General features: G+C 41.9%; 34 protein-coding genes and 1 other RNA gene. 5 read left to right on the top strand and 30 right to left on the bottom strand.

All coding sequences use genetic code 11. The annotated features are described in order from the left end of the window. Positions 1-43 precede the first annotated feature (43 nt). Positions 44-1,369 carry a cytochrome ubiquinol oxidase subunit I gene (locus EDD57_RS10390; RefSeq protein ID WP_131849393.1) on the top strand — a complete coding sequence of 442 codons (1,326 nt, stop codon included), beginning with the start codon at positions 44-46 and terminating at the stop codon, positions 1,367-1,369. Between the two features lie 14 nt (positions 1,370-1,383). Further along, the gene (locus tag EDD57_RS10385; RefSeq protein ID WP_131849392.1) at positions 1,384-2,412 is read left to right on the top strand and encodes a cytochrome d ubiquinol oxidase subunit II; all 1,029 of its coding nucleotides are present in this window, start codon (positions 1,384-1,386) and stop codon (positions 2,410-2,412) included. A 94-nt stretch (positions 2,413-2,506) separates the two neighbouring features. Here the strand turns inward: EDD57_RS10385 and EDD57_RS10380 are convergent, their stop codons facing one another. From EDD57_RS10380 to EDD57_RS10290, 19 genes are all read right to left on the bottom strand, one after another. Next, positions 2,507-3,208, bottom strand: coding sequence for a gamma-glutamyl-gamma-aminobutyrate hydrolase family protein (locus EDD57_RS10380; RefSeq protein ID WP_165873770.1), 702 nt, complete (start codon positions 3,206-3,208; stop codon positions 2,507-2,509). A 114-nt stretch (positions 3,209-3,322) separates the two neighbouring features. After that, the gene (locus EDD57_RS10375; protein ID WP_131849390.1) at positions 3,323-3,544 is read right to left on the bottom strand and encodes a DUF378 domain-containing protein; all 222 of its coding nucleotides are present in this window, start codon (positions 3,542-3,544) and stop codon (positions 3,323-3,325) included. 77 nt (positions 3,545-3,621) lie between these two features. Beyond that, positions 3,622-4,728, bottom strand: coding sequence for a flavodoxin-dependent (E)-4-hydroxy-3-methylbut-2-enyl-diphosphate synthase (gene ispG / locus EDD57_RS10370; protein WP_131849389.1), 1,107 nt, complete (start codon positions 4,726-4,728; stop codon positions 3,622-3,624). A gap of 97 nt (positions 4,729-4,825) precedes the next feature. Continuing rightward, entirely contained in the window at positions 4,826-5,050 is a 225-nt protein-coding gene (locus tag EDD57_RS10365) for a YqzE family protein (protein ID WP_131849388.1), read from the bottom strand. Positions 5,051-5,092: 42 nt separating this feature from the next. Continuing rightward, positions 5,093-5,644, bottom strand: coding sequence for a shikimate kinase (locus EDD57_RS10360; protein ID WP_165873769.1), 552 nt, complete (start codon positions 5,642-5,644; stop codon positions 5,093-5,095). Between the two features lie 4 nt (positions 5,645-5,648). Beyond that, positions 5,649-6,071 (bottom strand): hypothetical protein, encoded by a 423-nt coding sequence (locus EDD57_RS10355; RefSeq protein ID WP_131849386.1) that lies wholly within the window; start codon positions 6,069-6,071, stop codon positions 5,649-5,651. Then, on the bottom strand, positions 6,058-6,489 hold the full coding sequence (locus tag EDD57_RS10350) for a competence type IV pilus minor pilin ComGF (RefSeq protein WP_131849385.1): 432 nt from the start codon (positions 6,487-6,489) through the stop codon (positions 6,058-6,060). Before EDD57_RS10350 ends, EDD57_RS10355 begins: the two co-directional genes overlap by 14 nt. A 23-nt stretch (positions 6,490-6,512) precedes the next feature. Next, positions 6,513-6,899 carry a type IV pilus modification PilV family protein gene (locus tag EDD57_RS10345; RefSeq protein WP_131849384.1) on the bottom strand — a complete coding sequence of 129 codons (387 nt, stop codon included), beginning with the start codon at positions 6,897-6,899 and terminating at the stop codon, positions 6,513-6,515. Beyond that, positions 6,896-7,345 (bottom strand): hypothetical protein, encoded by a 450-nt coding sequence (locus tag EDD57_RS10340; RefSeq protein WP_131849383.1) that lies wholly within the window; start codon positions 7,343-7,345, stop codon positions 6,896-6,898. Before EDD57_RS10340 ends, EDD57_RS10345 begins: the two co-directional genes overlap by 4 nt. Beyond that, the gene (locus EDD57_RS10335) at positions 7,342-7,668 is read right to left on the bottom strand and encodes a competence type IV pilus major pilin ComGC (RefSeq protein WP_131849382.1); all 327 of its coding nucleotides are present in this window, start codon (positions 7,666-7,668) and stop codon (positions 7,342-7,344) included. The genes EDD57_RS10340 and EDD57_RS10335 overlap by 4 nt, the downstream gene beginning before the upstream one ends. Positions 7,669-7,687: 19 nt before the next feature. Then, the gene (locus EDD57_RS10330; protein ID WP_131849381.1) at positions 7,688-8,722 is read right to left on the bottom strand and encodes a type II secretion system F family protein; all 1,035 of its coding nucleotides are present in this window, start codon (positions 8,720-8,722) and stop codon (positions 7,688-7,690) included. A gap of 250 nt (positions 8,723-8,972) precedes the next feature. Beyond that, positions 8,973-10,097 carry a GspE/PulE family protein gene (locus EDD57_RS10325; RefSeq protein WP_131849380.1) on the bottom strand — a complete coding sequence of 375 codons (1,125 nt, stop codon included), beginning with the start codon at positions 10,095-10,097 and terminating at the stop codon, positions 8,973-8,975. Positions 10,098-10,240: 143 nt separating this feature from the next. Continuing rightward, on the bottom strand, positions 10,241-10,924 hold the full coding sequence (locus EDD57_RS10320) for a TerC family protein (RefSeq protein WP_131849379.1): 684 nt from the start codon (positions 10,922-10,924) through the stop codon (positions 10,241-10,243). Positions 10,925-11,006: 82 nt separating this feature from the next. Further along, complete coding sequence (thiI, locus tag EDD57_RS10315; protein WP_131849378.1) at positions 11,007-12,209, bottom strand: tRNA uracil 4-sulfurtransferase ThiI; 1,203 nt, start codon at positions 12,207-12,209, stop codon at positions 11,007-11,009. Next, the gene (locus EDD57_RS10310; RefSeq protein ID WP_131849377.1) at positions 12,206-13,369 is read right to left on the bottom strand and encodes a cysteine desulfurase family protein; all 1,164 of its coding nucleotides are present in this window, start codon (positions 13,367-13,369) and stop codon (positions 12,206-12,208) included. The genes thiI and EDD57_RS10310 overlap by 4 nt, the downstream gene beginning before the upstream one ends. A 160-nt stretch (positions 13,370-13,529) precedes the next feature. After that, entirely contained in the window at positions 13,530-13,790 is a 261-nt protein-coding gene (locus EDD57_RS10305; protein WP_131849376.1) for a hypothetical protein, read from the bottom strand. After that, positions 13,787-14,578 (bottom strand): ParM/StbA family protein, encoded by a 792-nt coding sequence (locus EDD57_RS10300; protein WP_131849375.1) that lies wholly within the window; start codon positions 14,576-14,578, stop codon positions 13,787-13,789. The genes EDD57_RS10305 and EDD57_RS10300 overlap by 4 nt, the downstream gene beginning before the upstream one ends. A gap of 78 nt (positions 14,579-14,656) precedes the next feature. Further along, complete coding sequence (gene msrA, locus EDD57_RS10295; RefSeq protein ID WP_131849374.1) at positions 14,657-15,136, bottom strand: peptide-methionine (S)-S-oxide reductase MsrA; 480 nt, start codon at positions 15,134-15,136, stop codon at positions 14,657-14,659. 12 nt (positions 15,137-15,148) lie between these two features. Next, entirely contained in the window at positions 15,149-15,709 is a 561-nt protein-coding gene (locus EDD57_RS10290; RefSeq protein ID WP_131849373.1) for a beta-class carbonic anhydrase, read from the bottom strand. Positions 15,710-15,970: 261 nt separating this feature from the next. On the opposite strand from EDD57_RS10290, the gene EDD57_RS10285 reads away from it, so the two are divergent. Then, the gene (locus EDD57_RS10285; protein ID WP_131849372.1) at positions 15,971-16,225 is read left to right on the top strand and encodes a PGPGW domain-containing protein; all 255 of its coding nucleotides are present in this window, start codon (positions 15,971-15,973) and stop codon (positions 16,223-16,225) included. A 59-nt stretch (positions 16,226-16,284) separates the two neighbouring features. Here EDD57_RS10285 and EDD57_RS10280 read toward each other — a convergent pair whose 3' ends face one another. From EDD57_RS10280 to EDD57_RS10265, 4 genes are all read right to left on the bottom strand, one after another. After that, on the bottom strand, positions 16,285-16,929 hold the full coding sequence (locus EDD57_RS10280; protein WP_131849371.1) for an O-methyltransferase: 645 nt from the start codon (positions 16,927-16,929) through the stop codon (positions 16,285-16,287). A 74-nt stretch (positions 16,930-17,003) separates the two neighbouring features. After that, positions 17,004-17,411, bottom strand: a complete 408-nt coding sequence (locus EDD57_RS10275) for a DUF4190 domain-containing protein (RefSeq protein WP_131849370.1) — start codon at positions 17,409-17,411, stop codon at positions 17,004-17,006. 86 nt (positions 17,412-17,497) lie between these two features. Further along, positions 17,498-17,779: a DivIVA domain-containing protein gene (locus tag EDD57_RS10270; RefSeq protein WP_131849369.1), complete on the bottom strand. Its 282-nt coding sequence runs from the start codon at positions 17,777-17,779 to the stop codon at positions 17,498-17,500. Positions 17,780-17,909: 130 nt separating this feature from the next. Further along, entirely contained in the window at positions 17,910-18,413 is a 504-nt protein-coding gene (locus tag EDD57_RS10265) for a YhcN/YlaJ family sporulation lipoprotein (RefSeq protein ID WP_165873768.1), read from the bottom strand. 145 nt (positions 18,414-18,558) lie between these two features. Here EDD57_RS10265 and ftsW point away from each other — a divergent pair, with 145 nt between their 5' ends. After that, complete coding sequence (gene ftsW, locus EDD57_RS10260) at positions 18,559-19,692, top strand: putative lipid II flippase FtsW (protein WP_131849367.1); 1,134 nt, start codon at positions 18,559-18,561, stop codon at positions 19,690-19,692. A 29-nt stretch (positions 19,693-19,721) separates the two neighbouring features. Here ftsW and EDD57_RS10255 read toward each other — a convergent pair whose 3' ends face one another. The 7 genes from EDD57_RS10255 to EDD57_RS10225 form a co-directional block, all read right to left on the bottom strand. Next, positions 19,722-20,012: a 2Fe-2S iron-sulfur cluster-binding protein gene (locus tag EDD57_RS10255; protein ID WP_165873767.1), complete on the bottom strand. Its 291-nt coding sequence runs from the start codon at positions 20,010-20,012 to the stop codon at positions 19,722-19,724. Between the two features lie 51 nt (positions 20,013-20,063). Continuing rightward, positions 20,064-20,678 (bottom strand): DedA family protein, encoded by a 615-nt coding sequence (locus tag EDD57_RS10250; RefSeq protein ID WP_131849365.1) that lies wholly within the window; start codon positions 20,676-20,678, stop codon positions 20,064-20,066. Positions 20,679-20,772: 94 nt separating this feature from the next. Beyond that, on the bottom strand, positions 20,773-21,528 hold the full coding sequence (locus tag EDD57_RS10245; protein ID WP_165873766.1) for an isochorismatase family protein: 756 nt from the start codon (positions 21,526-21,528) through the stop codon (positions 20,773-20,775). 172 nt (positions 21,529-21,700) lie between these two features. Beyond that, on the bottom strand, positions 21,701-22,771 hold the full coding sequence (locus EDD57_RS10240; protein ID WP_131849400.1) for a M42 family metallopeptidase: 1,071 nt from the start codon (positions 22,769-22,771) through the stop codon (positions 21,701-21,703). 186 nt (positions 22,772-22,957) lie between these two features. Further along, an RNA gene (gene rnpB / locus EDD57_RS10235) (RNase P RNA component class A) lies at positions 22,958-23,371 on the bottom strand. Positions 23,372-23,435: 64 nt separating this feature from the next. Continuing rightward, positions 23,436-24,542, bottom strand: coding sequence for a Nif3-like dinuclear metal center hexameric protein (locus EDD57_RS10230; protein ID WP_131849399.1), 1,107 nt, complete (start codon positions 24,540-24,542; stop codon positions 23,436-23,438). Beyond that, the gene (locus EDD57_RS10225; protein ID WP_131849363.1) at positions 24,518-25,273 is read right to left on the bottom strand and encodes a tRNA (adenine(22)-N(1))-methyltransferase; all 756 of its coding nucleotides are present in this window, start codon (positions 25,271-25,273) and stop codon (positions 24,518-24,520) included. The genes EDD57_RS10230 and EDD57_RS10225 overlap by 25 nt, the downstream gene beginning before the upstream one ends. A 141-nt stretch (positions 25,274-25,414) precedes the next feature. Here EDD57_RS10225 and EDD57_RS10220 point away from each other — a divergent pair, with 141 nt between their 5' ends. Next, the gene (locus EDD57_RS10220; protein ID WP_131849362.1) at positions 25,415-25,633 is read left to right on the top strand and encodes a spore germination protein; all 219 of its coding nucleotides are present in this window, start codon (positions 25,415-25,417) and stop codon (positions 25,631-25,633) included. Positions 25,634-25,760: the final 127 nt, after the last annotated feature.

Genomic DNA, 25,760 nt, shown 5'->3' with positions numbered 1-25,760 from the left:
ATATTGAACATGATAGTCTGTTTCATTAAAAGGAGGCATATCAATGGACGCTGTTTTTTGGTCTCGAATTCTTACGGCAGAAACACTTTCTTTTCACATTATCTTTGCCACAATTGGGGTAGGTGTTCCTTTATTTATCTCATTAGCTGAAGCATGGGGGATTTGGAAAAAAGATAATCACTATATCATGCTCGCGAAGAGATGGACACGTGGATTTGTGATTACCGTAGCAGTCGGTGTAGTAACCGGGACTTGTATTGGATTTATGCTTTCTCTGTTATGGCCACAATTTATGCAACTAGCTGGCAACGTAATCAGCCTACCGCTATTTATGGAAACATTCGCCTTTTTCGTAGAAGCGATCTTTCTTGGTATTTATCTGTATACATGGGATCGCTTTAAAAATCCTTGGATCCATTGGGCTACTTCCATCCCCATCGTGATTGGCTCATCTATGTCGGCTTTATTTATCACGATCGTAAACGCATTTATGAATACGCCAGCTGGGTTTCGTCTGGAAAATGGTAAAGCGGTCGATATCGATCCGATTGCCGCTATGCTCAACCCTGCTACACCAAGTAAAGTAGCACACGTCTTATCCTCTGCATACCTAACATGCGGCTTCTTACTTGCTTCCATCGCCGCCTATCACATCCTCAAAGGTAGAAATCATGTTTATTATAAAAAGGCACTTCGCCTAACGATGATCACTGGATTTATCCTCGCTGTCGCTACTTTTGCGGCTGGCGATATATCTGGGAAATTTTTAGCTAAGTATCAACCAACTAAATTAGCAGCTGCCGAATGGCATTTTGAAACAACCAAGCAAGCTCCTTTAGTTTTCGGCGGTGTTTTAAACAAGGAAACGCAAGAAGTGAAATATGGGATCAAAATACCCTTTGCTCTTAGTATCTTGGCTGGGAATTCACCTAATCATGAAGTAAAAGGTCTAAATGACATCCCTCAGGATTTATGGCCCCCACTCTATATTCACTATCTGTTTGATGGTATGGTCGCAATCGGATTTTATCTCCTACTCGTCTCAGCGATTTTCGCGATTGAGTGGTACCGAAAGAAAGGGAATCAGTGGAGTCCATGGCTTTTGCGAGGCATTGTCTTAGGAGCGCCTTTAGCTTTTATCGCTATTCAATTGGGATGGATCTTCGCAGAAGTAGGTCGGCAACCGTGGGTTATCACCGGGGTTTTAAGGGTAGACAAAGCTGCCACTACGGCTAATCATGTTTCTTCTACCACTTGGGCTTTTAGCGCCTTGTACCTCGCCCTCGGAATCATCACGTGTATCGTATTATATCGCCTGTTTCGACATAACCGCGCAGAGGATGAATTAGCAAAACGCTACGGATTATAAGGAGGGGAATAATCATGTCTCTCGAGATGATTGGAATTACGGTACTATGGACATTTTTGTACGGATATCTTATCATAGCCTCCATTGATTTTGGTGCTGGTTTCTTCTCTTATTACAGCATGAAGACGAAAAAGGACCACATTGTGAATACGGTGATCGAAAGATACCTCTCTCCTGTGTGGGAGGTAACCAATGTATTTCTGATCTTTTTTATTGTAGGAGTTATCGGTTTCTTCCCTGATACAGCCTACTACTATGGCACAGCTCTTCTCATTCCAGGAAGCGTCTTCCTGATACTCCTTAGCATCCGAGGTTCCTTTTATGCTTTTGCCCATTATGGAGTTCGAAGCAATCGCGTTTATATGTTTTTGTATGGGGCTACTGGGTTGCTCATTCCTGCGAGTCTATCCACCATCTTAACCATGTCAGAAGGTGGATTTATTAAGAAAACGGATTCTGGAATTACGCTATCGATCGTTCAATTATTCACAAATCCTTATTCATGGGCGGTTACATTCTTAGCAATCGTAAGCGTTTTATATATTAGTTCTTCCTTCCTTACTTTTTATGCAAATCGAGCAAATGACACCCCTGCACGCGAATTACTACGCAAATATGCGTTAGCTTGGAGTGGGCCTACTATCTTAGCCAGCCTTTTGGTTTTCTGGGCGCTCTCTCATCATAATCCAAATCACTTTCAACGAGCACTTGAGATTGGTTGGTGCTTTGGACTATCCTTACTTTGCTTTATCGGGGCTGTATTTTTAATCTGGAAACGAAAATGTTTCGGACTTGCCTTTGTGCTGGTCATGCTCCAGTTTGGTTTTGCATTCTTTGGATATGGCGCCTCTCATCTCCCATATTTATTAGATCCATATATCACGATTCAAGGTGCTGTGACTAGTCCCGTCCTCGGAAAAGCATTAATCATCACTTTTATTGCTGGGTTGTTGGTATTGATTCCATCGCTTGGGCTCTTACTTTGGCTCTTTTTATTTAATGCAAAATATGTACGTGGTGAACACGAGGAAGAACATCTATAAAAAAATACCTCATCTGCTTATTATGAATAGAGTAAGACCCATGCATCTGTCCTCTCAATAGGAGTGAGCATGACAGATACATGGGTCCGAAATATTAGGAGCAAGCACACTTCTCTACAAAATAGCGAAATAGTTTCAAGGAATACTCATCATGGGTCATTGCCTCGGGATGCCATTGAACCGCTAAGGCAAATTGATCCCCTTGGTATTCAAATGCCTCTACTACTCCATCAGAGGTATAGGCAGTCGCTTGACAAGTCTCTGGCAAGTCTTTTACAGATTGGTGATGAAAGCTGTTGACATCAATTTGGCACTGATCTAAAATTTCTGCTAATTTTGATTGAGGGTCAATTTGGATCGTATGTGTGGCAATATGCCGATCTGCTTCCTGGGAATGGGGTAAATCGGTAGTCACTTGCGATGGCACATCTTGAATCAGCGTTCCACCTAGTACCACATTCAGCACTTGAGCTCCTCGACAAATGGCTAATATGGGTTTTTTTCGATTCATAAATGCTTTTGCGAGTTGAAATTCATATTGATCCCGAATATCGCAAACTAAATCTAGCGTTGGATGAGGTTCTTCCTGATAGTGGATTGGATTAATATCTCCGCCACCCGATAAGAGTAAACCATCTAATCGATCAGCCAATTCCTCTGCTAATTTTTCATCCACAATTGGCGATAATAAAACAGGGACTCCACCAGCTGTAGCAACTGAATTCGCATACGCTCTCCTTATCTTAATAAATTCATCTAATTCGATAAATGTTGTAATCCCAATCATTGCGCACATCATCTACATCCCCTTATGAAATAGTGAAAACATACTGGATTTATAAAATTGTATGTTCCTTTGGCATAATAGGCAACAAAAAACTCCAGACATGACATCTGGAGTTTTTTATATTTAATGGTTGCCGTTATCAGCGGTTACTCGGTCGTCAAATAAGAAGCGAATGGAGTAAATTCCTGCAAGACCTACTAATGAGTAGACAATCCGGCTAAACATAGAGGTTGCGGGAGTCGGGTCACCACCAAAGATGGCAGCTACAATATCCCATCCAAATACGCCTATCAGGAGCCAGTTGAGCGCGCCGATAATGACTAATAGAAGGGCGATTTTTTTCATACTAACAATGTTCCTCCTTTGTGAGTCACTATTAGTATGAGAATGCAAGAAGATATTATACAAAAAAGGTTATATTTCTATACTTGTACGTTTGCAGCAGCTTCTGCTTCTTGCTTGCGTTTATGTTCTTCCGCTAGCTTATCAATTTCTTTTTTCAGTTCTGCAACCATGTCCTTCTCAGGAATCTTACGGATAATTTCTCCATGTCTAAAGAGAAGACCCTCACCACGTGCTCCAGCAATCCCGATATCCGCTTCCTTCGCTTCCCCAGGACCGTTTACTGCACAACCAAGCACAGAAACTTTAATCGGTGCTTTAATATTCGAGATGTACTCTTCCACTTCATTTGCAATACTAATTAAGTCAATTTCAATTCGACCACAAGTTGGGCAAGAAATTAAGGTGGCTGCATTTGCTGCTAAACCAAACGTTTTTAACAGTTCACGAGCTACTTTTACTTCTTCTACTGGATCAGCGCTAAGTGAAATACGCATAGTAGAGCCAATTCCTTGAGAGAGAATCGCACCTAGCCCCGCTGAACTTTTTACGGTTCCAGAGAATAAGGTTCCTGATTCCGTAATTCCTAAATGCAGAGGATAACGGAACGCGGCTGCCGCTTTTTGGTAAGCTTCGATTGCCAAGCGCACATCCGATGCCTTTAAAGATACAATAATATCTTGGAAGTCCAGATCTTCTAAAATTCCAATATGGTATAGGGCGCTTTCAACCATACCTTCAGCGGTTGGATAGCCATATTTATCTAGGATTCGCTTCTCCAAAGATCCTGCATTTACTCCAATTCGAATTGGAATACCACGTTCTTTAGCCGCTTTTACAACTGCCTCTACTTTTTCACGGCGACCAATATTCCCTGGATTAATACGAATTTTATCAATTCCACCTTCGATAGCTTTTAAGGCAAGTTTGTAATCAAAATGGATATCCGCTACAAGAGGGACGGTGATTTGCTTTTTAATCTCTTTAATCGCGTCAGCTGCACGTTGATCGGGTACAGCCACACGAACAATTTGACATCCAGCTTCAGCAAGACGGTTAATTTCAGCTACTACTTTTGGGACATCATGTGTTTTGCTAGTGGTCATACTTTGAATAACAACTTGATCATTTCCACCAATTTGTATATTTCCAACCTTTACGGCTCTTGTTTCCGAACGATGATACACGATGTATTCGCTCCTTTTTATCAGGCTTTCCTAGAGAGTATATCATAGCTGTCAAACAAAAAAGGAGCCAAATAGCCCCCGATAAATGGATAACTTTTTACAATTTAGGATGTCTCGGACCTTCCGTTGGCTTTTGTGACCGATGACGTCGTTCTAACTGTTTCTCTACAAAGAGCTTGGTTCCAATCGGGACGATCCCAAACCACTTTTCTAGCCAAGGCTCTTTTCGCTCTAATCGCTGTGCTTTTCGTTCGGTTCGCGGAGTTTCCATAAACCACAACATCTGCTTCATCATATAGGTAATCCAATCTCTAAATGACAAACTTCATCACCTCATCCCTAGCATGACCTCCCAATGGGTCATTTAAACAGGGAGCTGATGCCAATGGGAGAGGATTTCGGCTGTGATCGCTTCTGGTGAACAGGCATCTGTCTGAATCGAATAGTCCGCAACGGATTCATAAAGGCTCTTTCTTTCACTCCATATCCGGCGAATTTTTTCTGCTTTATCTCCTTGTATGAGGGGTCTGTTTCTATCTTGCTCCAACCGCTGAATGAGCGTCTCTACATCGGCTGTTAAATGAAACACTACTCCATTTTCTTTCTGCATCCATTCCCTATTCTCGCGCCGAAGTATGACACCTCCGCCTGTAATAAGAATGTGGGACTGAGATTGTTCTAAAAAATGTTTTAACGCTTTCGATTCTAATTCGCGAAAATAAGACTCGCCAAACTCCTCAAAGATACTGGGAATGGTTTGCTGTTCTTTCTCCTCAATCCATTGATCAAGATCAATCGCTGGATACTGAAGATACTGGATAAGATGTTGACCAATGGTACTTTTTCCTGTTCCCATCATCCCCATTAAGATTAAATGCTTTTTATGTACACTCATGCTGTTCGCTTCTTTCTTCATAAGATTACTTCTCATCTCTTACTTCTTTGATTTTCTTACCTGTTTCCAGATTAATCTGGACAGATATCGTTTGTCGAACCCCTAATTTACCTGTCGCTCTGGCTTGTAAGATTCCCGATCGATCCCGCTCTGAATCTGATTCTAAGTTGGGCAATAAGGTTACCTGTATCGCTTGGTCTATACTTGGTTCTTGCCAACTCCATTTGGAATCCTCATCTGAGCGCTCCTTCCAATTGGCCAGCACTTTATCAATCGCTCCAGCCGCCGCATATCTTGCCTTCACTCTCTCTGAATCCAAAAAGTCCGCTTGTTGAATGGCTACTGTTTGCGAGATATATGCATGAACAAATTGAAATACAAGCCAAATGACCATCATCACAATGGGAATCATAAAACCTTGTTCTAACTCTCTCTTATTTCTTAGCATATAGTAACATCTCCATAAATCGAGACTGTTTTTTTGAATTCGAAGCAAAATGAACGGACATTCGAACTCCTTTCCCTTCACGTACCCAGTTGCATTTTTCAATTTGAGTCGCAATGATCATAGTACCCTGAAAGGTGGAATCATCCTGTTTTTTGATGCTCCGAATAAGGTGATTATTTTGACAACGAATCTGAATCTCATCTCCATTTGACTGTTTGGCAATCAAATTATTTTTATTTATTTGTAAAGTGCTAACTCCTCGTAATTCTTGGTCAATGTACTGATGAATAGCTTGTCGCTCTCTCATTAGCAGCTGATGTTGCTGTTGACTCTCTCCTTTTGTCTCAGCAAAATGGAGTACGATAAATAGAACAGGGAGAATAATCCCAATGATGATCAGCGTAAAAATGGTTTCCACGTAGGTGAACCCTGATTGGGAAGCTACAAACCTTCTATAAATCGATACGTATGGAGAGTGTAATCTGCTTTTTTGGAGCTTGTTGGAGATGGTGTCCACTCAACCTTCACCTCCAACACGAGAAGATGATCTGACTCTTGCTTCACCGAAGTATGAAGGCTAAATTCCTGCTTTGGTTGATTAGGACTATGAATCTGTTCTACTTGATGCCCAGGCTTTAATTTAGAAATAGGTCTAGCCAAGACATTTTCCATTTGATTTTGTGCTAGTTCCCTCGCATCCTCCTGAAGTTGCACTCTGGTCTCATTAAAAGCTTCACTTCGAAAAATGGGAACAACGAATCCAATTACGCTACACAAAATAGTACACGCGATAATCGTTTCGATAAAAGAGAAGCCTGATTCTTTCATCTGTGTTCCTCCATAATGACTCGACCTGATCCTACTTGCACCTTCCAAGTAGCTTGATATCCACTCTCACAGTCTAAAGTAAGCGTTCCCCCGACAGCTTGTCCCGTCTGTCTAAAGACTACTTCATTTTTAGGAAGACGATGGGTGAATTTACACTGCTTCGGGATCGCAAGTTCCTTCCTTAAACCATTCGACTCGGGCTGTTGTAATTGAATCTGATTAGGTAACACAAGAACCCGCCAATTTTTTTCTTGGCTAACAGCTAACGAATGAGCTAGGCTGAAGATTTCTCGTACTTCCACGCCAAATTGTTGCTCTACCTTATTTTGACTCGTAGTGGAAAACGACGGAAGAGCCAAGGTACAAAATAACGATAGTAGAAACAAAACAAAAACCGTTTCCATCAAAGTAAAACCCGATTCGTTTCTTACCTGCTCTCTCCTCATTTTTGACAAAACACCCGCTTCTCAAGTGGTAAATCAGGCGAAATGGTATACGTTCCCTTCCCGTCTGGACAAGTAGGGGCCGCGTGAAGATATCCATCTTTTACTAAGACTTGGACATTTTTCGGATAAACGCCATTCTCTAAGTAATACTGCTCTGCTTGAGTTAAGATCATTCTCCGATTTGCTAGGTCGGCTTTTTTCTTCGCCGACTCACCAGCAGCCCTTAAATTAGGAATCGCAATAGCTAAAATAATCCCAATCACAAACAACACGACTAGCATCTCAACCAGCGTAAACCCTGATTCTCTTGGGTATGACTTCATACCAGCCAACCTCTTTCTTCTATAAGCTCTGCACCATCTGTAGCATAGGAAGAAATAGTGCCCATACAGCCAGTGCTAATAAAAAACCAAGACATGAGATTAAGATGGGTTCAAGTAATTTGGTAAACCGCTCGATTTGTTGTTTCATTGTTGCTTCTACCATGCCTGCCAGAGATTGAAGGGTCTGATCTAATTTTCCTGTCCGCTCCGCAATCGCAATATATTGGGCAAAAGTTGGAATCGTGTACTGATTTAGATACTCCTCACATGCTCGTTCCAGCGTCTTCCCTTCTAAAAGGGCATCTCTTACAAATCCGATTCGCACCGCGATAATCCTCCATGGAGCACGAAGGTGTAAGCATTCGATTGCTTGAAGAAGCGGGACTCCAGAATGTAAGAGCGAGCCTAGTTGGAGTGCCAAATAATGTGTCACGCGAAACTTCATCCAAGATCGAAGACCGATCACTCGAAAACTCAAGCGCTCCCCATATGATTGCATTTGTTTAGGGCTTCGCATCACTAGATATATAAGGAGGCCAATCAGTATGAGTAACCCAATCCCGATGATCGGAAGGACAACCCCTGCTATATCTGTAAAAATAAATAACACCTTCGTTAACCAAGGTAAATCAAGACCCATCGTCATATACAATTCCTCAAAACGTGGCAGAACGGTGCTAAGTAAAAAAATGAAGGAAGCGATTACTAAAACCAACACGATAGCTGGATAGGTACACGCTTGTCTGATTTCTTGGGTAATCTTCGCCTGCGTCTGATAAAACTGTTCACACTGCTTAAGACCTCGTTCATAATCTCCATATTGCTCTGCGGCTGCTACTAGTGAAACCATGAACGGGGGCAATTTGCTTTTTTGTAGTGCTTTTGAAAAGGATGAACCTTGTTCCAAATGGTTCATGACGGATCGACCTACACTAGGAGATAGTACTTTTTGCTGAATTAATAATTCGATGCTCGTTACAAGGGGAACACCGCAATTTAATAAATGCCGTAGTTGACCGCTAAATTGAGCCAGTTGATTGAAGGTCCAACCCATAGGATAACACTCCCTTACCCGCCTTCATTTATCTAATAAGTCTAATAATTAAACCGATATTAACAATGTAGCATCAAACTAGATAGAGAGTTATTCGGTTTATTTAGACAGATTCCTCCCTTTAGCAGAAAAAATTTGTATTTATTTCCATATTTATGTCGTATTCAATCAAAAAAAAGAGAGGCAATCCATCATTGCGCTCTCTATGAATCTAGTTACAAAGATTCGCCTCATATCTTTCGCCCCATATCTACTGTGGTATTCTGTTCGTTGATTGAAGGTCAAGTTGTACCTCGGCCACATCATTCATCACCCGCAACATCTCATCATAGGTGGTAATTCCGCTTGATACTTTTCGACGAAATCCTTCTGGCAAGAAACGAATGCCCTTTTGGCGAAAATGATTCCGGTATCGTTGAATGGTACGACTCTCAATAATAAGCCGACGAAAATCATCATCTACTTCTAGCACTTCAAATACGCCTGTACGTCCGTAGTAACCTGTATGATGGCACTCCTGACAACCGCTAGCTTGGCAATACAGACAGCCTTTTCGAATTAAACGCTGTGCAACCACACCCGACAATGCATTGGCAACACGATACGGCTCGATACCCATATCCATCAAACGCACCACAGCTCCAATCGCATCCGATGTATGGAGGGTGGTCAAAACTAAATGCCCCGTCAATGCTGCCCGAATCGCAATTTCGGCAGTCTCTAAATCGCGAATTTCACCAATCATAATGACATCTGGGTCCTGACGAAGGATCGCTCGTAACCCCACACTAAAATTCATCCCTGCTTTTGGATGGACTTGTACTTGATTGATTCCGGGGATCTGTACTTCTACAGGATCTTCTAAGGTGATCACATTTCTGGCAGAGTCGTTTAAGCATTGCAACATGGCATATAAGGAAGTACTTTTGCCCGATCCAGTGGGTCCTGTCACGATAACCAGACCCGTATATCGTTGTAAAATCTGTTCCAACCGACCTAATTCTTCTGGATCCATTCCTAAGTGATGAAGTTGAATCAATTCCTTTTTTGTTTGTAAGAGACGTAAAACGGCCTTCTCTCCGTATAAAGTGGGTAACAAGGAAACACGCACCTCTGCGGCCATCTCATCTAAATGAATCGTCATAGCCCCATCTTGCGGCAAGCGACGCTCTCCTAGGTCTAGTTGGCTCATTACTTTTATCCTCGATAGCAGAGCTGGTGCATGTTCAACCGGAACACGATGAGTCTCCAGCAAGAAACCATCTACCCTTTGTCTGACACACATAAAGTCTGGAAATGGCTCTAAGTGGATATCACTTGATCTTCGCCTCACTGCATCTCCCAATAGCTCAGTTAAAAACTGGACAACATCCATGTAAGTCCCTCTTTACATTTATTATTTTCAATAATTTTTGATTTTTTCGACCTCCTTCCCCTAAATTCCTCCTTTCTTAGGTAGATAAGGAAAAATAAGAATCCACATTCAGGATCGATGCCGTTCCTGAATGTGGATTCTTATTACACCATTCTTCTATTATGATTCCCCATAACTTTTTTCAATAAAATGCCCACCAACACAACGATGACAGCTAATGCAATCGGAATCAGAAATTTTAAGCTCTCTAACCCCTGCACGAAGTATTTAGCAATTAACTTGTCTCCCACGATAAGGCCACCGGCAGTATACCCTAAAATAGCCGATCCCACATAGGTGAGCCATGGCAAATGGTTCATGACCTTTGCAATCAATCGACTCCCCCACATAATAATTGGAATACTAAGAGCTAGTCCAAATAGAACCAAATAAATATTTCCATGAGCAACGCCCGCAACCGCTAAAACATTATCTAAACTCATCACTACATCTGCAATCACGATCGTCTTAATCGCACCTCGCAGATCTTGATGACTTTCAACATGTGTTCCTTCGCCATTATCCTCTACCAGTAACTTTACCGCGATCCAAAGTAACAACAGGCCACCAATTGACATCAGGAACGGGATATTTAGTACATATGCAGCAATCGCTGTTAACGTGGCACGTAGAACAATAGCAGTACCTGCTCCAAATAAGATTGCTTTCTTCTGCTTATCTTCAGGCAGGTTTCTCGCAACCATCCCGATCACAACAGCATTATCACCACTTAAAATTAGGTCTAAAACGATAATATTAAAAAACGAAAGCCAAAACTGCGTGTCCATCATTTAACCTCCTCTCTAGATTGTTTCTCTCTCCACTTTACCACGAAATAGTTTACTTACTGAAATAAATGTATACCCCATCCTAGAAGAAAGACACCTCTTCCTCTTTTTGCGGAAAGAAATCGATCACCTCAACACCCTCTACCGCCTCTTGGACAAGTTGTTCTACATTTAACTTGGTCTCTAGGCGTTCACATACTTCTACATCCGGCCTTGTTTTAGGTGCTTTCGGGGTGAAAATGGTACAACAATCTTCATACGGTAAAATAGATGTCTCATACGTATCAATTTCTTTAGAGATATCAATGATCTCCGTTTTGTCCCATCCAACCACAGGACGTAAAATAGGCATATGGGTTACCGCATTAATAGCAGTCATGCTTTCTAGCGTTTGACTCGCAACTTGTCCCAAGCTCTCACCCGTTACTAATGCAAGCGCGCTATTCTTCTTTGCTACTGCTTCCGCAATCCGCAACATAAAGCGTCTCATAATGGTAATCGTATATGATTCATAGCAGTGCTTATTAATCTCCGTTTGAATCTCCGTAAACGGAACGACATGGAGACGGATTTTCCCACCAAATCGGGTGAGCTGCTGCGCCAAGTCCATTACTTTTTGCTTCGCTCGCTCACTCGTGAAGGGATAACTATGAAAATGAATTGCATGAAGTTCCACGCCACGTTTTAAAGCCAGATACCCAGCAACAGGACTATCAATCCCTCCTGAAAGCAAGAGAAGAACTCGTCCACTCGTTCCAACAGGTAAGCCACCTAACCCAGGAATATCATTACCATATATATATGTATCCTCCATAGAACGTATCTCTACATGTACAAAAAGATCTGGGTTCCGAACATCCACTTTATAATGGGAATGGCTATTAGCCAGCAGATGCCCGCCTACTAACTGGTTCATCTCTTGCGATCCAATCGGGAAACGTTTATCTGCTCTCTTACACCCTACTTTAAACGTTTTTACTTGATCCCCTTGACTCTGCAACAGCCTCAGCGCCGCTTCTTTAATCACTTCTAGATCTGTTTGCACACGCATCGCCGGACTAAACCCAACGAGTCCAAATACATCTTTACATTCTTCGATAATGGGATCAGCTGGATTGTCACCCAGTTCGATAAAGAGTCTTCCAAAATGTTTACTTACCTTAATCCCAGCAAAATGTTCTAACTTCTGGCGAATATTACGTACCAAACGTTCCTCGAAGTCTTTCTTATTTTTTCCTTTTAGGGATAGCTCTCCATAACGGAGCAGAATACAATTCACATTCATTTTTTTCGCACCTTCATCACTTGTTGTAAATTTGGAACCACACGTTCCAAAGCTTCCACACAATCCATTATATCTTGTTGCTCTGTTTGATAACCCATGCTAACTCGAATCGAGCTTGTCGCAGCTTCGTCCGAAAGTCCCATCGCACTCAGTACTCGGCTTGCCTTTTCATTCTTAGATGAACAAGCTGATTTACTTGAGACCAATACATGTTCATTTTCCAAAGCATGGACTAGTACTTCTGACTTCATCCCCGGAAAAGATAGATTGATAATGTACGGAGCCCCACCTACTTGGGTCTGATCTCCATTCACGACAACATGGTCCAGCTTGTCCATTATGGCTTCAATGAATTGTTCTTTCCACGATTGAAACTGATTCATTCGTCTTGTTTGTTCTATTTTAGCTAAAATAGTCGCTTTCGCTAATCCAGCAATTCCAGGTACATTATGTGTTCCACTTCGCATGCCATTCTCTTGCCCGCCGCCTATGAATAAGGGCTTGATCACAACTTGCTTTCGCAGGTACAAAGCACCTACTCCTTTGGGACCATGTAGCTTATGAGCAGATAATGAAAGGGCATCAATCTTAGCCTTCCGAACGGATAACGGAATTTTTCCGTAGGATTGAACCGCATCTACATGAAAAAGCGCCTTTGGATACTGCGCTAAAATGGCACCAATCTCTTCAATCGGTTGCACCGTGCCCACTTCGTTATTTACATGCATCACCGATACCAGAATCGTCTCATTCGTCATCGCCTTTTCTACATCATGAAGGCGAATACGCCCCACCTCATCTACAGGTAAGTATGTAACACGAAAACCTTGTTCCTCTAGATAGGCAAACACTTCAAATACGGAAGGGTGCTCCACCATTGTGGTGATAATATGTTTCCCTCGGCCTTGGTATTGCTCCACTATACCGCGAATCGCCATATTATTGGCTTCTGTACCACCAGATGTAAAAAGAATCTCTTGCGGTGCTGCGTCTAGTGCCTCAGCCACCACTTTTCTAGCTTGTTCCACTAATCTTTCTGCTTTCACTCCCATATGATGCAAAGAGGAAGGATTTCCGTAACATTGCTCTATGACATCTGTTAACATCGTCAACACTTCTGGATGAACTGGAGTGGTTGCACTGTTATCTAGGTAAATCACGCGAGCACTCCCTTTACCTTAAAAATAGCTTCAAACATCATATCACAGTCATGTCTATTCGATAAGGTTTGTTTCTCTTAAGAGTATCCCACATTTTGAGATTCATCACTCAATAAAAAAGACAGGCAGATGCCTATCTGTGGGATCTTCTTGCCAATCATTAGCCAAATGGCAATCCGCTATTACGAATTTCGTTTTTCTTAGTGATGGGATCTGGTATCTTAGGAGACTGGTTTCCACTGCCCTTTTGGTATCCATGCCGCCAAGCAAATAATAAATGCTTTGCTAAGTTACTAAAGTTATCAGTCTTTTGATGGATATACATGTAAAGCTCTTTTTCTAGTGGATCCGCTATATCAAATGTAACCGTCAGCATTTTTTGTGATGAGCCAGAAGGGGCTGATTGACGACCATTATTCATAATGTAATCAGCGCCCTTCCCACTTCATAGTACCCACGAACATTGGCTGTTTGCGGATCACTCATAGCAAAAGCATATCGAAAATGAGACTGTATGTAAGGCTCTAGATGAAGAGCAACACCACCGATTAATAGAACCACATCGTCAGAGTTCCAACTTTTTGAGACATGAGCTGCAATCATATCAGCCATCTCTCTTGCATTCGATTCTCGAACCGTTTCCCAACCAACTGGTATCGTTCCCGATTCACGATCAATAAAAACCTTATCTTTAAACGTTACATAGTTCGTTGTTTTCGCGCCTACATCTACAATTCTCACCAAACCTGAGCGAGGTGCAGAAAAGAATGCTCCACCACCCTCAATCGTCGTATAGACTCGCTGTACATAAAATCGCTTCGTCTGTCCATTTACGGTTACCTCATGATGACCTTCTAACAGCTTACGAACTGATTCTCGCTCTTTTTCCGTATAGTTGCTGATGGGTAATCCCGTTACTAAATCAACCGTTCCCTGAGCTCCAGACAAATGAATGCCTGTCAAGGCAAGAAGAAGCGTTTCTTCTACTGCTTTGGTTTCTTGCATTGCTTGACGAGTAAACTCCCCTTCTCGTTCAGCCAGATTGCCTACAAACCAGTTCTTACCTTGATACTGAAGTTCTATATCACCTTCAAGCTCTTGGCGATAGTTACGCTTTCGCCAACCACTCACTTTACTAGGAAACATAAACGTGCGATTTTCGGTTCGTACTTTTACAAAGCTTCTACCGCAATCAATTGCTACTAACATCGCTATCCCCCTCCGTTTTCATGTATATGAAAGAGGGGCAAGCAATATGAGAAATTGATTTGCATTCTATCTACTCTTTTAGAGATGGCAGGATCCTAGCCCTCTTTTTTGTAGATATCGCTGATGATATTCTTCCGCACGATAAAATGGGGCAGCTGGAGTGATTTCCGTTACAATTGGATTTTTCCATTTACCGGATGCATCTAACTCCTCTTTCGAAGCTTTCGCCCATTCTTTTTGTTGATCGGAATGATAGAAGATTGCAGACCGATACTGGGATCCTACATCTGGGCCTTGGCGATTTAGTGTGGTCGGATTATGATTCTCCCAAAACACTTGTAAAAGGGTCTCATATGAAACCTCATTTGGGTCAAATTCGACTTCTATCACTTCCGCATGCCCAGTTTGATCTGCACAGACTTCTTGATAAGTCGGAGAAGTGGTCGACCCACCTGTATAGCCTACTGCGGTATGCTTTACTCCTGGAATCACACGGAACGCTTCCTCTACACCCCAGAAACACCCTGCTCCAAATGTTGCTTTTTCTAACTGTGACATTGCAAAAGCCTCCTATTCATACCCTCTGATGACTTCATCTAGCTTCCCTGTGTTTGGATCGATTACCAGTCCATGAACTGGTATATTGCTAGGAAAAAGTGGATGATTTCGGATCATGTTTACACTATGCATAACCCCTTCTTCCACTTTGCTACATCCACATAACCACTTCTCTACATCTACACCTTGGTCATAAACCGAATCAAGGTCTTCTTGCATGACCCCCATTTGCTTAATCCGATCTAATACCATACCTGATTCCAGGCCAATCATGCCACAATCATGGTGACCAATCACAAATACTTCTTCTACCGCTAGTAGGCTCACCCCTACCAAAATGCTTCTCATCACCGACCCATACGGACTACTGATCAGAGCACCAGCTGTTTTCACTACTTTCGCATCGCCATTTTGAAGATTCATCGCTTTAGGTAATAATTCTAACAATCGAGTATCCATGCACGTAACAACTAATATCTTATCTCCCGGATACTTCCCCGTTTGATAAGGAATATATTCTTTTCTGCGTACAAACTTATCATTATAGGCTAGAATTCCCTCTAACTTCCTCACCCTTATCACCTCTTATAAGACTGAAAGTTCACCTAAGAAAAAATGCTCGTCTTCATTATAACAAACTAGCTCCGCTAAGTACTCCAATATTTGGCTACTCAAAAGCCCGAATCATGATGTTTAGTCAACTGATCGCAGGGAATAGAGAAGCATATTCTCCAATTAGACAAAAAGAAAAGCTTGTCCCCGCTAATTTTTTTTAGATATACTAAAAAATAATATGAACATCTAGAAAAAAGGTAAGGAGCTGATTGACCCTATATGACAGCACGAAAAAAACTATGGCTAAACATTTTAGGATACTTCTTTTTAGTATTAGGAGTTATCGGTTGTGTCCTTCCTTTTTTACAAGGAATCCTCTTTATTTTAGTAGGCCTGAGCATATTATCTCAAACCTCGCCTTGGGCGGCACGCCTCTTAAATCGATTCCGCACAAAATACCCGAAAATTGCAGAGAAGACAGATGCCTTTCTTCTCAAATTATTTCCTAAAAAAAAAGGGACATCCAAGAACTAAAGAAGAGAAAAGACAAATCCTCAGACTGATCACAGTCTACCATAAGAGGGTTTGTTTTTTTATTTTACTCTTGCTACCCCAAGTCCATCTCCAATCGGGAATAAAATAGACTCCAATCGTGGATGAGACGATAAGATTTCATTTACCTTTCTTACTGCCGCAGGAGCAGGATTCATCGCATCTTTCTCATCAAAAATCCGTCCATTAAAAAAGAGGTTATCACAACAGAGAATCGCTCCTGAATCAGTCAATTGCAGGACTTTCTCAATATAAACAGGATAATTAATTTTATCGGCATCAATCACAATAAAGTCAAATTTCTCACTTTTACTGATTAACTGATCTAATGATTGGAGTGCATCTCCCACATAGATGGAGACTTGATCCAGCAAGCCGGCACGTAATAAGTTTTCACGAGCAAAGCCCGCATGTTCTTCTTTTAACTCTAAACTTACTACCTCTCCATCAGCACCCATTCCCCTTGTTAGCCAAATGGTACTATATCCGCCTAGTAGTCCAATCTCCAAAGCACGTTTCGCACCTGAAATTTTAGCCAAAAGGTAAATCGCCTTGCCTACTTCTGGTGGTACCGAAATAAGGGGCAATCCTTTCTCCACTAAGCCCGTAGTGACTGATTTTAATAGGTCATCTTCCTGTACGTATAACTCCTGAATATAAGTTTGTTCTACTTTCTTTTGATCCATGTTTCACTAATCTCCCTTGCTGCAACAAAATACAAAAATCCCACTGCACCAAGACTAGCACAATGGGACAACTCTTAGCTATATATCATCATAGGTAAAATAAGCGTAGTTAGTACCAAAACCAATGCACCAATACCAATTCCATACCATCCCAAACGGTCGTCATATCGCAGAGCTAGCACTCCTAATACAATCCCAATCGGCGCTAAAATAAATGGGATGATAAAAAAGGAAACGATTGAAATCAAAATAGACGCGATGCCCAATTTAGCAAGTGTCGGGGTACGCGAGCCTTTTGTCTCCTTAAATTCATCCGAGACTCTTTCAATTCGAGTACGTTCCGTCCGTCTCGAATAGCCTGGTGGTGAAATCCCTACCTCTTGTGCAATCTCGACATCATCATGTACCGAAAGGTTGGGCTTATTTTCTTGCTCAGATGATTGATCTGATCGTGATTGATTATTATTTTCAAAATGATCCATTCGTACATTCCTCCCTTTCGGTATTGTGTCCACATCCAAAAGGAACTATACGATGGCAAAAGGATCATTTTTTTATTATTCTCTCTTTAACGAAGCACTCTTTTTTCAAGCCTATCGATACGCGCTAACATTTCTCTAATAATCTCATCATATTCGGACAAATCAGGAACAGCAACCTGTTCCCTTCTCGAAGAGGTAGCTCCTCCTCCCTTGGAAAGCTCTCTCTTCAGCTGTTCATTTTCATGTAGGATTTCCTCATAATCACGAACAATAATATCCAAGAATTCATCTACTGCTTTTGCATCATAGCCACGAAGGACTGTTTTAAAATCTTTATTAATAATATCTGTAGGCGTGATCCGTTTCATCGTCTCCACTTCCTCCGTAAATTTGTATAGTACTTATTATAACGAAAACAAGCAAATCAACAATGTTGATATAAGAACAAATTAGAAATAATAAAAAAGACTAGGTCATGTGTCCTAGTCTCCGTTATTCTCACTCAGGGGAGAGAGAAAATCGCTGTACAACATTTTTTAACTGCTGATCGAAGTCATTCATTGGTTTGTTATCGCGGGCCTGTTCCGTTATATCAGTTATGGTTTTTACAAAGTCTGGTTGAACCGATAAATAAACGCTACGGATTTCGGATCTGGCTTGCTTCACTACATCCGTTACTTTCTTTCGGATCATCGGCGTCATCGTAAAATGAGTAAAATCTTGCTCCATATTTAATCCTACATACGCAGTGTCTCCCGTAATAAGCACCTTCGCATCCTTCACCTTTGGAAGATCTTGGATTTGCGCCTCAATCCTCTCATCCTGTTGAAATGCTGGATTCATCCCTTGATTCGTATTCTCAGGGGCTGATATTTTGATGGGATTATAGTTTGGATCGTTTAAGTGATTTGATTCTTTCCGAGAATAAACAGCACACCCTATCGTACTTGAGACCAAAACAACACTTAATAAAAATACTTTACTAACACGGGTCAGTTCCATCTTCATTCCTCCATTCATGATCCTTGCGCTTAGTATGAGCATGATGGAGGAACATCATGAGCAAATCAGGTGACAAACTTTGTGTTTGATTAGAAGATTTTGGTATAATCGTTTCTATATAGTTTTCATTAAAGGAGTCGTGAGTATGAAGCGAAGAAAGCCAGATTTTTGGCTTATATTGGTGATATTTCTGTTAGTCGGCTTTGGACTCATCATGGTTTTTAGCACAAGCTATTATAAAGGATTAGTTGACTATCAGAATTCATATTATTTCTTTCAAAAACAATTAATATTTACAGGCGTTGGATTTCTCGCCTTCTTCATTGCTATCAATATCCCTTACACCTTCTATCGAAAACACATTGGGAAATTTCTACTTCTCACGGTTCCTCTGCTTATTTCCGTCTTTTTTCTCGCTAAAGAGATTAATGGATCGCAGCGATGGCTCGTATTTGGACCGATCTCTGTCCAACCTTCTGAAATTGCGAAAATTGTTATGATTATCTACACCGCATCCATCATGGTTAAAAAACAAAGTGTCATGAATCAATTTTCAAAGGCGTTATTTCCCCCACTTGTTGTAATCGGGTTCATTTGTGGCTTACTACTAGCCCAACCACACTACAGTGGGATGATGATTGTTTTAACGACTTGTCTAGCGATTATTTTTTGCTCTGGAGCTAGGGTGCGACATCTATTTGGGATGTTTGCTACGATTATCCCTGTAGCACTAGGCGTTCTATTTATAAAGGACTATCGAATCGACCGGATTATAGCGATATGGGACCCATTTAAATATGCATTGAGTGAAGGAATGCAGACCGTATACTCGTTATATGCGATTGGCCCTGGTGGACTAACAGGCGCAGGATTAGGAAATAGTATCCAAAAGCTGGACTACCTACCAGAGGCACATACGGACTTTATCTTCTCGATCATCGCGGAAGAACTAGGCTTCGTTGGCGGGTTATTTATGATCCTCTTGTTCCTTACCTTAATCGTTCGGGGTATCTTAATCGCAGCAAGAGCACCTGATCAATTCGGCACATTACTGGGTGTAGGCATCGTCACATTAATTGGTATTGAAGCTGTTTTTAATCTAGGGGTAGTCACAGCGCTATTACCCGCCACCGGAATCCCACTTCCATTTATCAGCTATGGAGGCTCTGCACTTATTATTAAGCTGTTTGCCATGGGAATGCTACTAAACATTTCTCGTTATTCTCAACCCAAAAAAGCAAATACAAACACAGCCAAAGAAACACCTATAAACACATAAAAAAACTCTCCGAAAATGGAGAGCTTTTTTTATCGTGGTTCGATTACCGCCTCTACATCACCATATACAAAGCATTGACACGCTAAGCGATTTCCTTCAGCTAGGCCTTCGTCACCGAGATGGTGATATTCACGTTCGGTTGGCTCGCTCAAGTGATCGCTTCCACAGGTGATTTTCACATAACACTTCGCACAATTTCCTTTTGTACATTTAAAAGGAATGGGAATGGACTCCGAAATCGCTTCTAATAAAAAGTTACTTCCCTCTGTTGCTTCATATTGAAACAATGTACCTTCGGACGTAACTTGTACTTTTGGCATAATGTCTCCCCCAATGAAAAGCTCCATCACCTGTTGTGACAGAGCTTTTCTCTATTTTGTATGTATTGATTTTCTTTGATTTACACGATACAGATACCAAATCAGCCAAATAATGGCAATTGGAACGACGATAAAAAGAGCCTCTTGGCTATATTTGTGAAGGTAGTTAAAAGCGATTTCCCAGTTTTTTCCTAATATGTGTCCCATTCCGATAAAAGTGGCACACCAGACAACAGCACCTGAATAAGCAAATAAAGCAAAACGAGTAAAACGCATTCCAGAAATCCCAGCAAGGTACGCAGTTACATGTCTGACCCCTGGGATAAAATAGCCTACAAATAGTAACCAATTTCCATATTTACGAAACATAAGTTGAGCAAAAATTAATCGTCTTCTAGTGATAAAAATACGAGGTCCATATTTTTTTAGAAATGGATAGCCAAACCTTGAACCTAGTATATAACTAATGGTTATCCCAGAAGCTGACCCCGCTAAAGCGCTAAAAAAGGTAAGGTACAAGTTTAGCTTCCCTGTCGTGGTGAGATAGCCAAGAAATGTCATCATAATTTCGTCAGGCAACGGAAGCCCTACGATTCCAAGTACCAAAAACAAAAAAATACCTATGTATCCATAGTGTTGTAGTAGATCAACCAGTTGTTGTTCCATGAAAGCACTCCAATTTCTATAACATACAAGATAACTTACAGTTAACATAACACAATATCATTTCGCATTCCACTAAGGGGCAGAAAGAAACACCTTATACCTCTTTCTTTTCCGACAGATTTGTGACTAAAGTTATGCCATTTGCTTTCATGTGATAAAAGAAGACTAAGTCAAAGAAGTCGGCATTGTGGGCAAATGCGCCTATTTCATTGGCTACATCGATCGGTAGATCATACGTTCTTACATGGGAAATAGGGACGATTACCTCTACATTAGCATTCTGTTCATTAGCGAGTAGCCGAATCCCCATTGCATTTTGGTAAATACAAAGATCTGTGCAATCTCCTACGACCACAAATGTGCTTTTAGGATTTTGTGCGAAGATCTTCGTTACCGTTTCGTGAAAAGGGGTTCCCTCCTGATCTCCTCCAAATAGTCCATTTGTTGCGTTTTTATAATATGTTTGGGTTCCTAGTTGACCTTGATAGGGTCGAAGTTCATCTACGATCTCCGCTTCTGCCGTCCCACGTATACAGTGAGGGGCAAATGAACCAAATTCCACTGCCTGTTCTGGATGATCGTCATGGAGGAAGATTAGATTGGCTGCTGAGAGACCTCTGTCTAATAAGGAGTCAGTTAGTTGTTTGACGGGTTGTACCATTTCTCGGACCCTAGTACTTGATAGAAGGCCTATGTCGCAAAAACCTTTGATAATGTCTACATATACTACATACAGATTTTCTACTCCGCCCGCTTTAGCAAGAAGTTCATCAATGGTCCAAGCGGGGGATTGTTTTACATTTTCTTCCATGTAAGTGAGAAATTCAAGATGCGAGTTTGTGTTTGTCAAAGAAATGGCTCCTTTCTTGATTACAGCTATGAGACATACTTCATCATAACGATACCACTTTCTGAGACTGAGTAAACACATGGTTATGGTTGTAAGAAGAATAAAAATAATAAATCGCACATACACAAACAGACTCGAGACTACTATGAGTAGCTCAAGTCACTGTTTTGTTCTAGAGATAGTCAGTTAAGTTTTTCACCTGTTCCGTGTCTAAACGCTTTGTCACGGCGACAAGGAGGCGGATTAGGTCTTGGACATCTTTTTTACTCACCATAGACGCGTGGCTATGTATGTAGCGAGAAGCCACTCCGATAGATAAGGAAGGCAAGCCGCGTTTATAGAGATGGAATCTTCCTGCATCGGTCCCTCCACCTAACATGGTATCTACTTGATAGGGGATCCCTTCTTTTTCAGCTGTTTCGATCACAAGGTCTCGGAGCCGTATGTTAGGAATCATGGAAGCATCTAAAAAAGTAATAAGAGGACCTTTGCCAATTTTCGCTTTAGTTAAGCTCTCCATACCGGGACCATCCTGGGCAATCCCTACATCAATAGCAAATGCCACATCTGGCTCTAAGGCAAAAGGTGCTGTGGTGGCACCTCGTAGTCCCACTTCTTCCTGAACAGTCGCTCCAGCTAATATGGTATTTGGATGAGATTCTTGCTCCATCTGTCGCAAAACTTCCAAAGCAACGTAACAACCCATCCGATTATCCAATGCTTTCGCTAAAATGGTATCGTCGTCGGGAAGGATTTCAAATGGGCAGATTGGAATAATGGGATCTCCTATCTTAATTCCCCATTCTTTTAGTTGCTCGTCACTATGAGCTCCCACATCGATAAACATTTCGCGCATCGGATATACTTTATTTCGTTCTTCTGGTGTTAGGACATGAGGCGCTTTCGATCCAATGACACCCGTAAAGGTTCGATTTTCTGTGACGATCTGTACACGTTGGGCTAGTAGAACTTGACTCCACCAGCCACCTAGCGGAACAAACCGCAAGTAACCACTACTTGTAATCTCAGATACCATAAACCCAACTTCATCTAGATGGCCAGCTAATAAGATTCGTGGTCCACCAGAAGAACCCTGTTTTTCACCAAATATACTTCCTGTATTATCTGTCTTAATTTCCATCTTCGAATTCATCTGACGTAGCTCGCGTTCCATAATCCGCCGTACTTCCTGCTCGTATCCAGAAACACCTCGTGCTTCGGTCAGTTCTTTTAATAGATCCATCATTTGTACATTCTCCTTTGGTTCCAATGTCACTAGTAGTAGAGTGTGTCCAACTAGTGTGAGATATACAAAAGAAGATAAAAGCATAACGTGAAACGCGAAAAAACGGCTCAGGGAGAATCCCTAAACCGTTTTTGTAACCGTCCCCTATCAATGGGGTTCAATTATATAAGTTTACAAGCTTATACGGAAAGCAAACAATAAGCCGAGTTCTGTTCTCCTAGTGGTAATCGATGGCTTGTAACATCTCCCACTGTTGGAGTGACAATCATCTGTCTAGGCCTACCATCGCTAGTAGGCTCAAGCGACCTACCCGAAATCACTGCGGGCAACAGCTACACTTGCGTGTTGATCTCCTATCAGGTCTTGCTCCAGATGGGGTTTACCTAGCCAACATGTCTCCATGTTGCTGGTGCGCTCTTACCGCACCGTTGCATCCTTGCCTGTGAGGATATACCTCCATCGGCGGTCTAACATTTCTGTGGCACTAGCCTTAGGGTTGCCCCCACCAGCCGTTAACTGGCATCTTGCCCTGCGGAGCTCGGACTTTCCTCCCGTGGGACCTTGCGGTACTCCACCAGCGATTGTCCTGTTTACTTTCCTAAGAACAACACTTAATTATACATTCATTTCTTCCAATTATGCAAGAGATCTTTCTGATCCTCTACTGAAAAGAAAATGGGTTTGTATCCGTTTGTGAAAGTTGAATACGAATCCGGTCTTTAAAAGTATCTTGCAATCGATCTACTACGCGTTGCATCGTGATGTATTCGATATGATGCCCTGGATCAACCAATGTAATTCCTTCTACGAGCGCATCTTGTGCAGTATGAAAATCAATGTCACCTGTTAGATAAAGATCAGCCCCTTGCGAAGCAGCATCTCTCATATAACGAGAGCCTGCTCCACCTAGCAAGGCTACTTTTTCGATCATGCGATTGGGATCGCCTACAAACCGTAAATGAGGGACATGGTACACTCTTTTTACCAATTCAATAAACGCTTGTAGTGTCATTTGTTCAGGCAAAGACCCTATCTTCCCCATCCCAATCAGGTTTCCTGGTGAATCAAGAGTATACAAATCGTACGCTACTTCTTCATACGGATGCGCACTATGCATCGCAGACAGGATTGTGCGTTGTTTACTCTCTGGAAAAATGGTTTCTAAACGAACTTCAGCTACTCGTTCTAAAACACCTTCTTCGCCGATATATGGTGTAGCACCACTTCGTGGAAGGAATGTCCCTGTTCCTGTTGTTTGAAACGAACAGTGACTATAATTCCCCACACAGCCTGCTCCCGCCTCACCTAAAGCATGTTCCACTTCTCCTATATGTGACTCTGGGACAAAGACAACTAATTTCTTAAGCTGGTCTTGTTTATGATGGACAAACGTCCGGCATCCTTGTAGCCCTAATTTCTCGGCCAGAACCGTATTCACACCCTCTTCCGCAGCATCCAGGTTCGTGTGCGCAATATATACTTGGATATCATGCTTCAGACATTTTTGTAGTAAACGTCCTGCTGGAGAGTCTGTGCGAATTTGTTTCATCGGTTGATAGATTATGGCATGATGCCCCACGATCCAATTGGCTCCGTGCTTGATCGCCTCATCAACTACCTCTTCCGTTACATCAAGCGTAACTAAGACACCCTCAACCTCAGCATCAATCGATCCAACTTGTAAACCGATGCGATCATTTTCTACCGCTAACGTAGGACTTGCAAACGCCTCCATCCACCCAATTAGCTCTGCTCCTCGGATAGCCATCTCATCACCTGCTCCCATATTTCCATCTCTTTTTCTAGCTTCCCGCGACGCTCAGTCGCTTGCTGGGACTGTCCATGTGACAATTGTCCGTAAACCTTTTTCATCTGCGCTAACTCTTCCCGCATCTTCGCTAGCAAAAGAGGATCCCGATTTCGCCATAAAAACGGACCAATTCGTTCTAAGATGAGCCGTGGAATCGGTTGATTTTCGTATATATCTTCGGTCCCTCGCTCTGCAACGATCATCTCATAGTATATCTCTGCATCGTATATGATCTCTTCATGAACTAGCTTCCATTGATTCGCAACTAGCCACTGCCTGACTCGATGTCCTCCAATGTTCGGCTGTAAAACAAGTCTCTTAACAGAGGTCAGCTTTGTTTTTCCTGCCTCCAAGATAGAGGTAATCAAAGCTCCCCCCATCCCTGCAATCACAACTTGATCCACTTCCTCATCTTGTAACACAAACAATCCATCGCCTAATCGCACATCGATTCGTTTACCTAAGCCATATGCTTGAATCCGCCCTGCTGCGTTTTCAAAAGGGCCTTTGTTCACTTCTCCTATAATCCCTTGCCCAAGAAGACCTTTCTGCGCAACTGCTAGCAAAAGCCAACCATGGTCCCCTCCTATATCCGCCACTCTACTCTGTGGGAGGATCCATGAAGCGATTTGCGCCAGTCGCTCGGAAAGATGAACTGGTTCACTCGTATGTAAATTTCCTGCTTCCACGTTGCCAAGTCACTCCTATTACACTTCGTCTGTTCTAGTATGAATGGATCTATTATAACTCAAGTAGTCAGATCGATGTACCTTTTCTAGGCGTTGTTCATATGAATACGTAAACAGGATTTTGAAAGGAGACGTTTTCATATGCCAACGTGTAATAATCTGTTCAATGTAAGGATTGTTGCAGTTAGTAGTACGGGCACCGTAAACCTTGGTAATTCGGTTCAAGTTAATCCTTGCAATAACTCCGTCAGTCTTGGGGGAGCTGATCCTGTAGGCGATTTCTCCGTAAATGCGAATAACGAACGGAGCTTATATATAGATCCTGACTTCGCTAGTCAATTAGGCCGTACATTTCTGTAGTCACCAAAAAATCTGCTTCATCACGAAGCAGATTCAGACCGCAGACAAAGTCTATTTTATAGACAAGGTTTGCGGTCTTTTTTGTCGAATTCTAATTATATAGAATCGACTACATGGAGGGATAGCT

Source organism: Baia soyae (genome assembly GCF_004341445.1).
Lineage (GTDB): Bacteria > Bacillota > Bacilli > Thermoactinomycetales > Thermoactinomycetaceae > Baia > Baia soyae.
This window is presented reverse-complemented; position numbering and strand designations above follow the sequence as displayed.

Excerpts from the sequence above, each read along its gene's own strand:
- ftsW (WP_131849367.1), top strand. The coding sequence starts at position 18,559 with ATGAAGCGAAGAAAGCCAGATTTTTGGCTTATATTGGTGATATTTCTG.
- EDD57_RS10335 (WP_131849382.1), bottom strand. The coding sequence starts at position 7,668 with ATGAAGTCATACCCAAGAGAATCAGGGTTTACGCTGGTTGAGATGCTA.
- EDD57_RS10305 (WP_131849376.1), bottom strand. The coding sequence starts at position 13,790 with ATGAATAATGGTCGTCAATCAGCCCCTTCTGGCTCATCACAAAAAATG.
- EDD57_RS10340 (WP_131849383.1), bottom strand. The coding sequence starts at position 7,345 with ATGAGGAGAGAGCAGGTAAGAAACGAATCGGGTTTTACTTTGATGGAA.
- EDD57_RS10285 (WP_131849372.1), top strand. The coding sequence starts at position 15,971 with ATGACAGCACGAAAAAAACTATGGCTAAACATTTTAGGATACTTCTTT.
- EDD57_RS10345 (WP_131849384.1), bottom strand. The coding sequence starts at position 6,899 with ATGAAAGAATCAGGCTTCTCTTTTATCGAAACGATTATCGCGTGTACT.
- msrA (WP_131849374.1), bottom strand. The coding sequence starts at position 15,136 with ATGTCACAGTTAGAAAAAGCAACATTTGGAGCAGGGTGTTTCTGGGGT.
- EDD57_RS10320 (WP_131849379.1), bottom strand. The coding sequence starts at position 10,924 with ATGGACACGCAGTTTTGGCTTTCGTTTTTTAATATTATCGTTTTAGAC.
- EDD57_RS10375 (WP_131849390.1), bottom strand. The coding sequence starts at position 3,544 with ATGAAAAAAATCGCCCTTCTATTAGTCATTATCGGCGCGCTCAACTGG.
- EDD57_RS10240 (WP_131849400.1), bottom strand. The coding sequence starts at position 22,771 with ATGGATCTATTAAAAGAACTGACCGAAGCACGAGGTGTTTCTGGATAC.
- EDD57_RS10330 (WP_131849381.1), bottom strand. The coding sequence starts at position 8,722 with ATGGGTTGGACCTTCAATCAACTGGCTCAATTTAGCGGTCAACTACGG.
- EDD57_RS10265 (WP_165873768.1), bottom strand. The coding sequence starts at position 18,413 with ATGGAACTGACCCGTGTTAGTAAAGTATTTTTATTAAGTGTTGTTTTG.
- EDD57_RS10300 (WP_131849375.1), bottom strand. The coding sequence starts at position 14,578 with ATGTTAGTAGCAATTGATTGCGGTAGAAGCTTTGTAAAAGTACGAACC.
- EDD57_RS10380 (WP_165873770.1), bottom strand. The coding sequence starts at position 3,208 with ATGTGCGCAATGATTGGGATTACAACATTTATCGAATTAGATGAATTT.
- EDD57_RS10255 (WP_165873767.1), bottom strand. The coding sequence starts at position 20,012 with ATGCCAAAAGTACAAGTTACGTCCGAAGGTACATTGTTTCAATATGAA.
- EDD57_RS10325 (WP_131849380.1), bottom strand. The coding sequence starts at position 10,097 with ATGGATGTTGTCCAGTTTTTAACTGAGCTATTGGGAGATGCAGTGAGG.
- EDD57_RS10270 (WP_131849369.1), bottom strand. The coding sequence starts at position 17,779 with ATGAAACGGATCACGCCTACAGATATTATTAATAAAGATTTTAAAACA.
- thiI (WP_131849378.1), bottom strand. The coding sequence starts at position 12,209 with ATGAATGTGAATTGTATTCTGCTCCGTTATGGAGAGCTATCCCTAAAA.
- EDD57_RS10280 (WP_131849371.1), bottom strand. The coding sequence starts at position 16,929 with ATGGATCAAAAGAAAGTAGAACAAACTTATATTCAGGAGTTATACGTA.
- EDD57_RS10355 (WP_131849386.1), bottom strand. The coding sequence starts at position 6,071 with ATGCTAAGAAATAAGAGAGAGTTAGAACAAGGTTTTATGATTCCCATT.
- EDD57_RS10250 (WP_131849365.1), bottom strand. The coding sequence starts at position 20,678 with ATGGAACAACAACTGGTTGATCTACTACAACACTATGGATACATAGGT.
- EDD57_RS10390 (WP_131849393.1), top strand. The coding sequence starts at position 44 with ATGGACGCTGTTTTTTGGTCTCGAATTCTTACGGCAGAAACACTTTCT.
- EDD57_RS10275 (WP_131849370.1), bottom strand. The coding sequence starts at position 17,411 with ATGGATCATTTTGAAAATAATAATCAATCACGATCAGATCAATCATCT.
- EDD57_RS10385 (WP_131849392.1), top strand. The coding sequence starts at position 1,384 with ATGTCTCTCGAGATGATTGGAATTACGGTACTATGGACATTTTTGTAC.
- EDD57_RS10230 (WP_131849399.1), bottom strand. The coding sequence starts at position 24,542 with ATGGCTATCCGAGGAGCAGAGCTAATTGGGTGGATGGAGGCGTTTGCA.
- EDD57_RS10360 (WP_165873769.1), bottom strand. The coding sequence starts at position 5,644 with ATGAAGAAAGAAGCGAACAGCATGAGTGTACATAAAAAGCATTTAATC.
- EDD57_RS10220 (WP_131849362.1), top strand. The coding sequence starts at position 25,415 with ATGCCAACGTGTAATAATCTGTTCAATGTAAGGATTGTTGCAGTTAGT.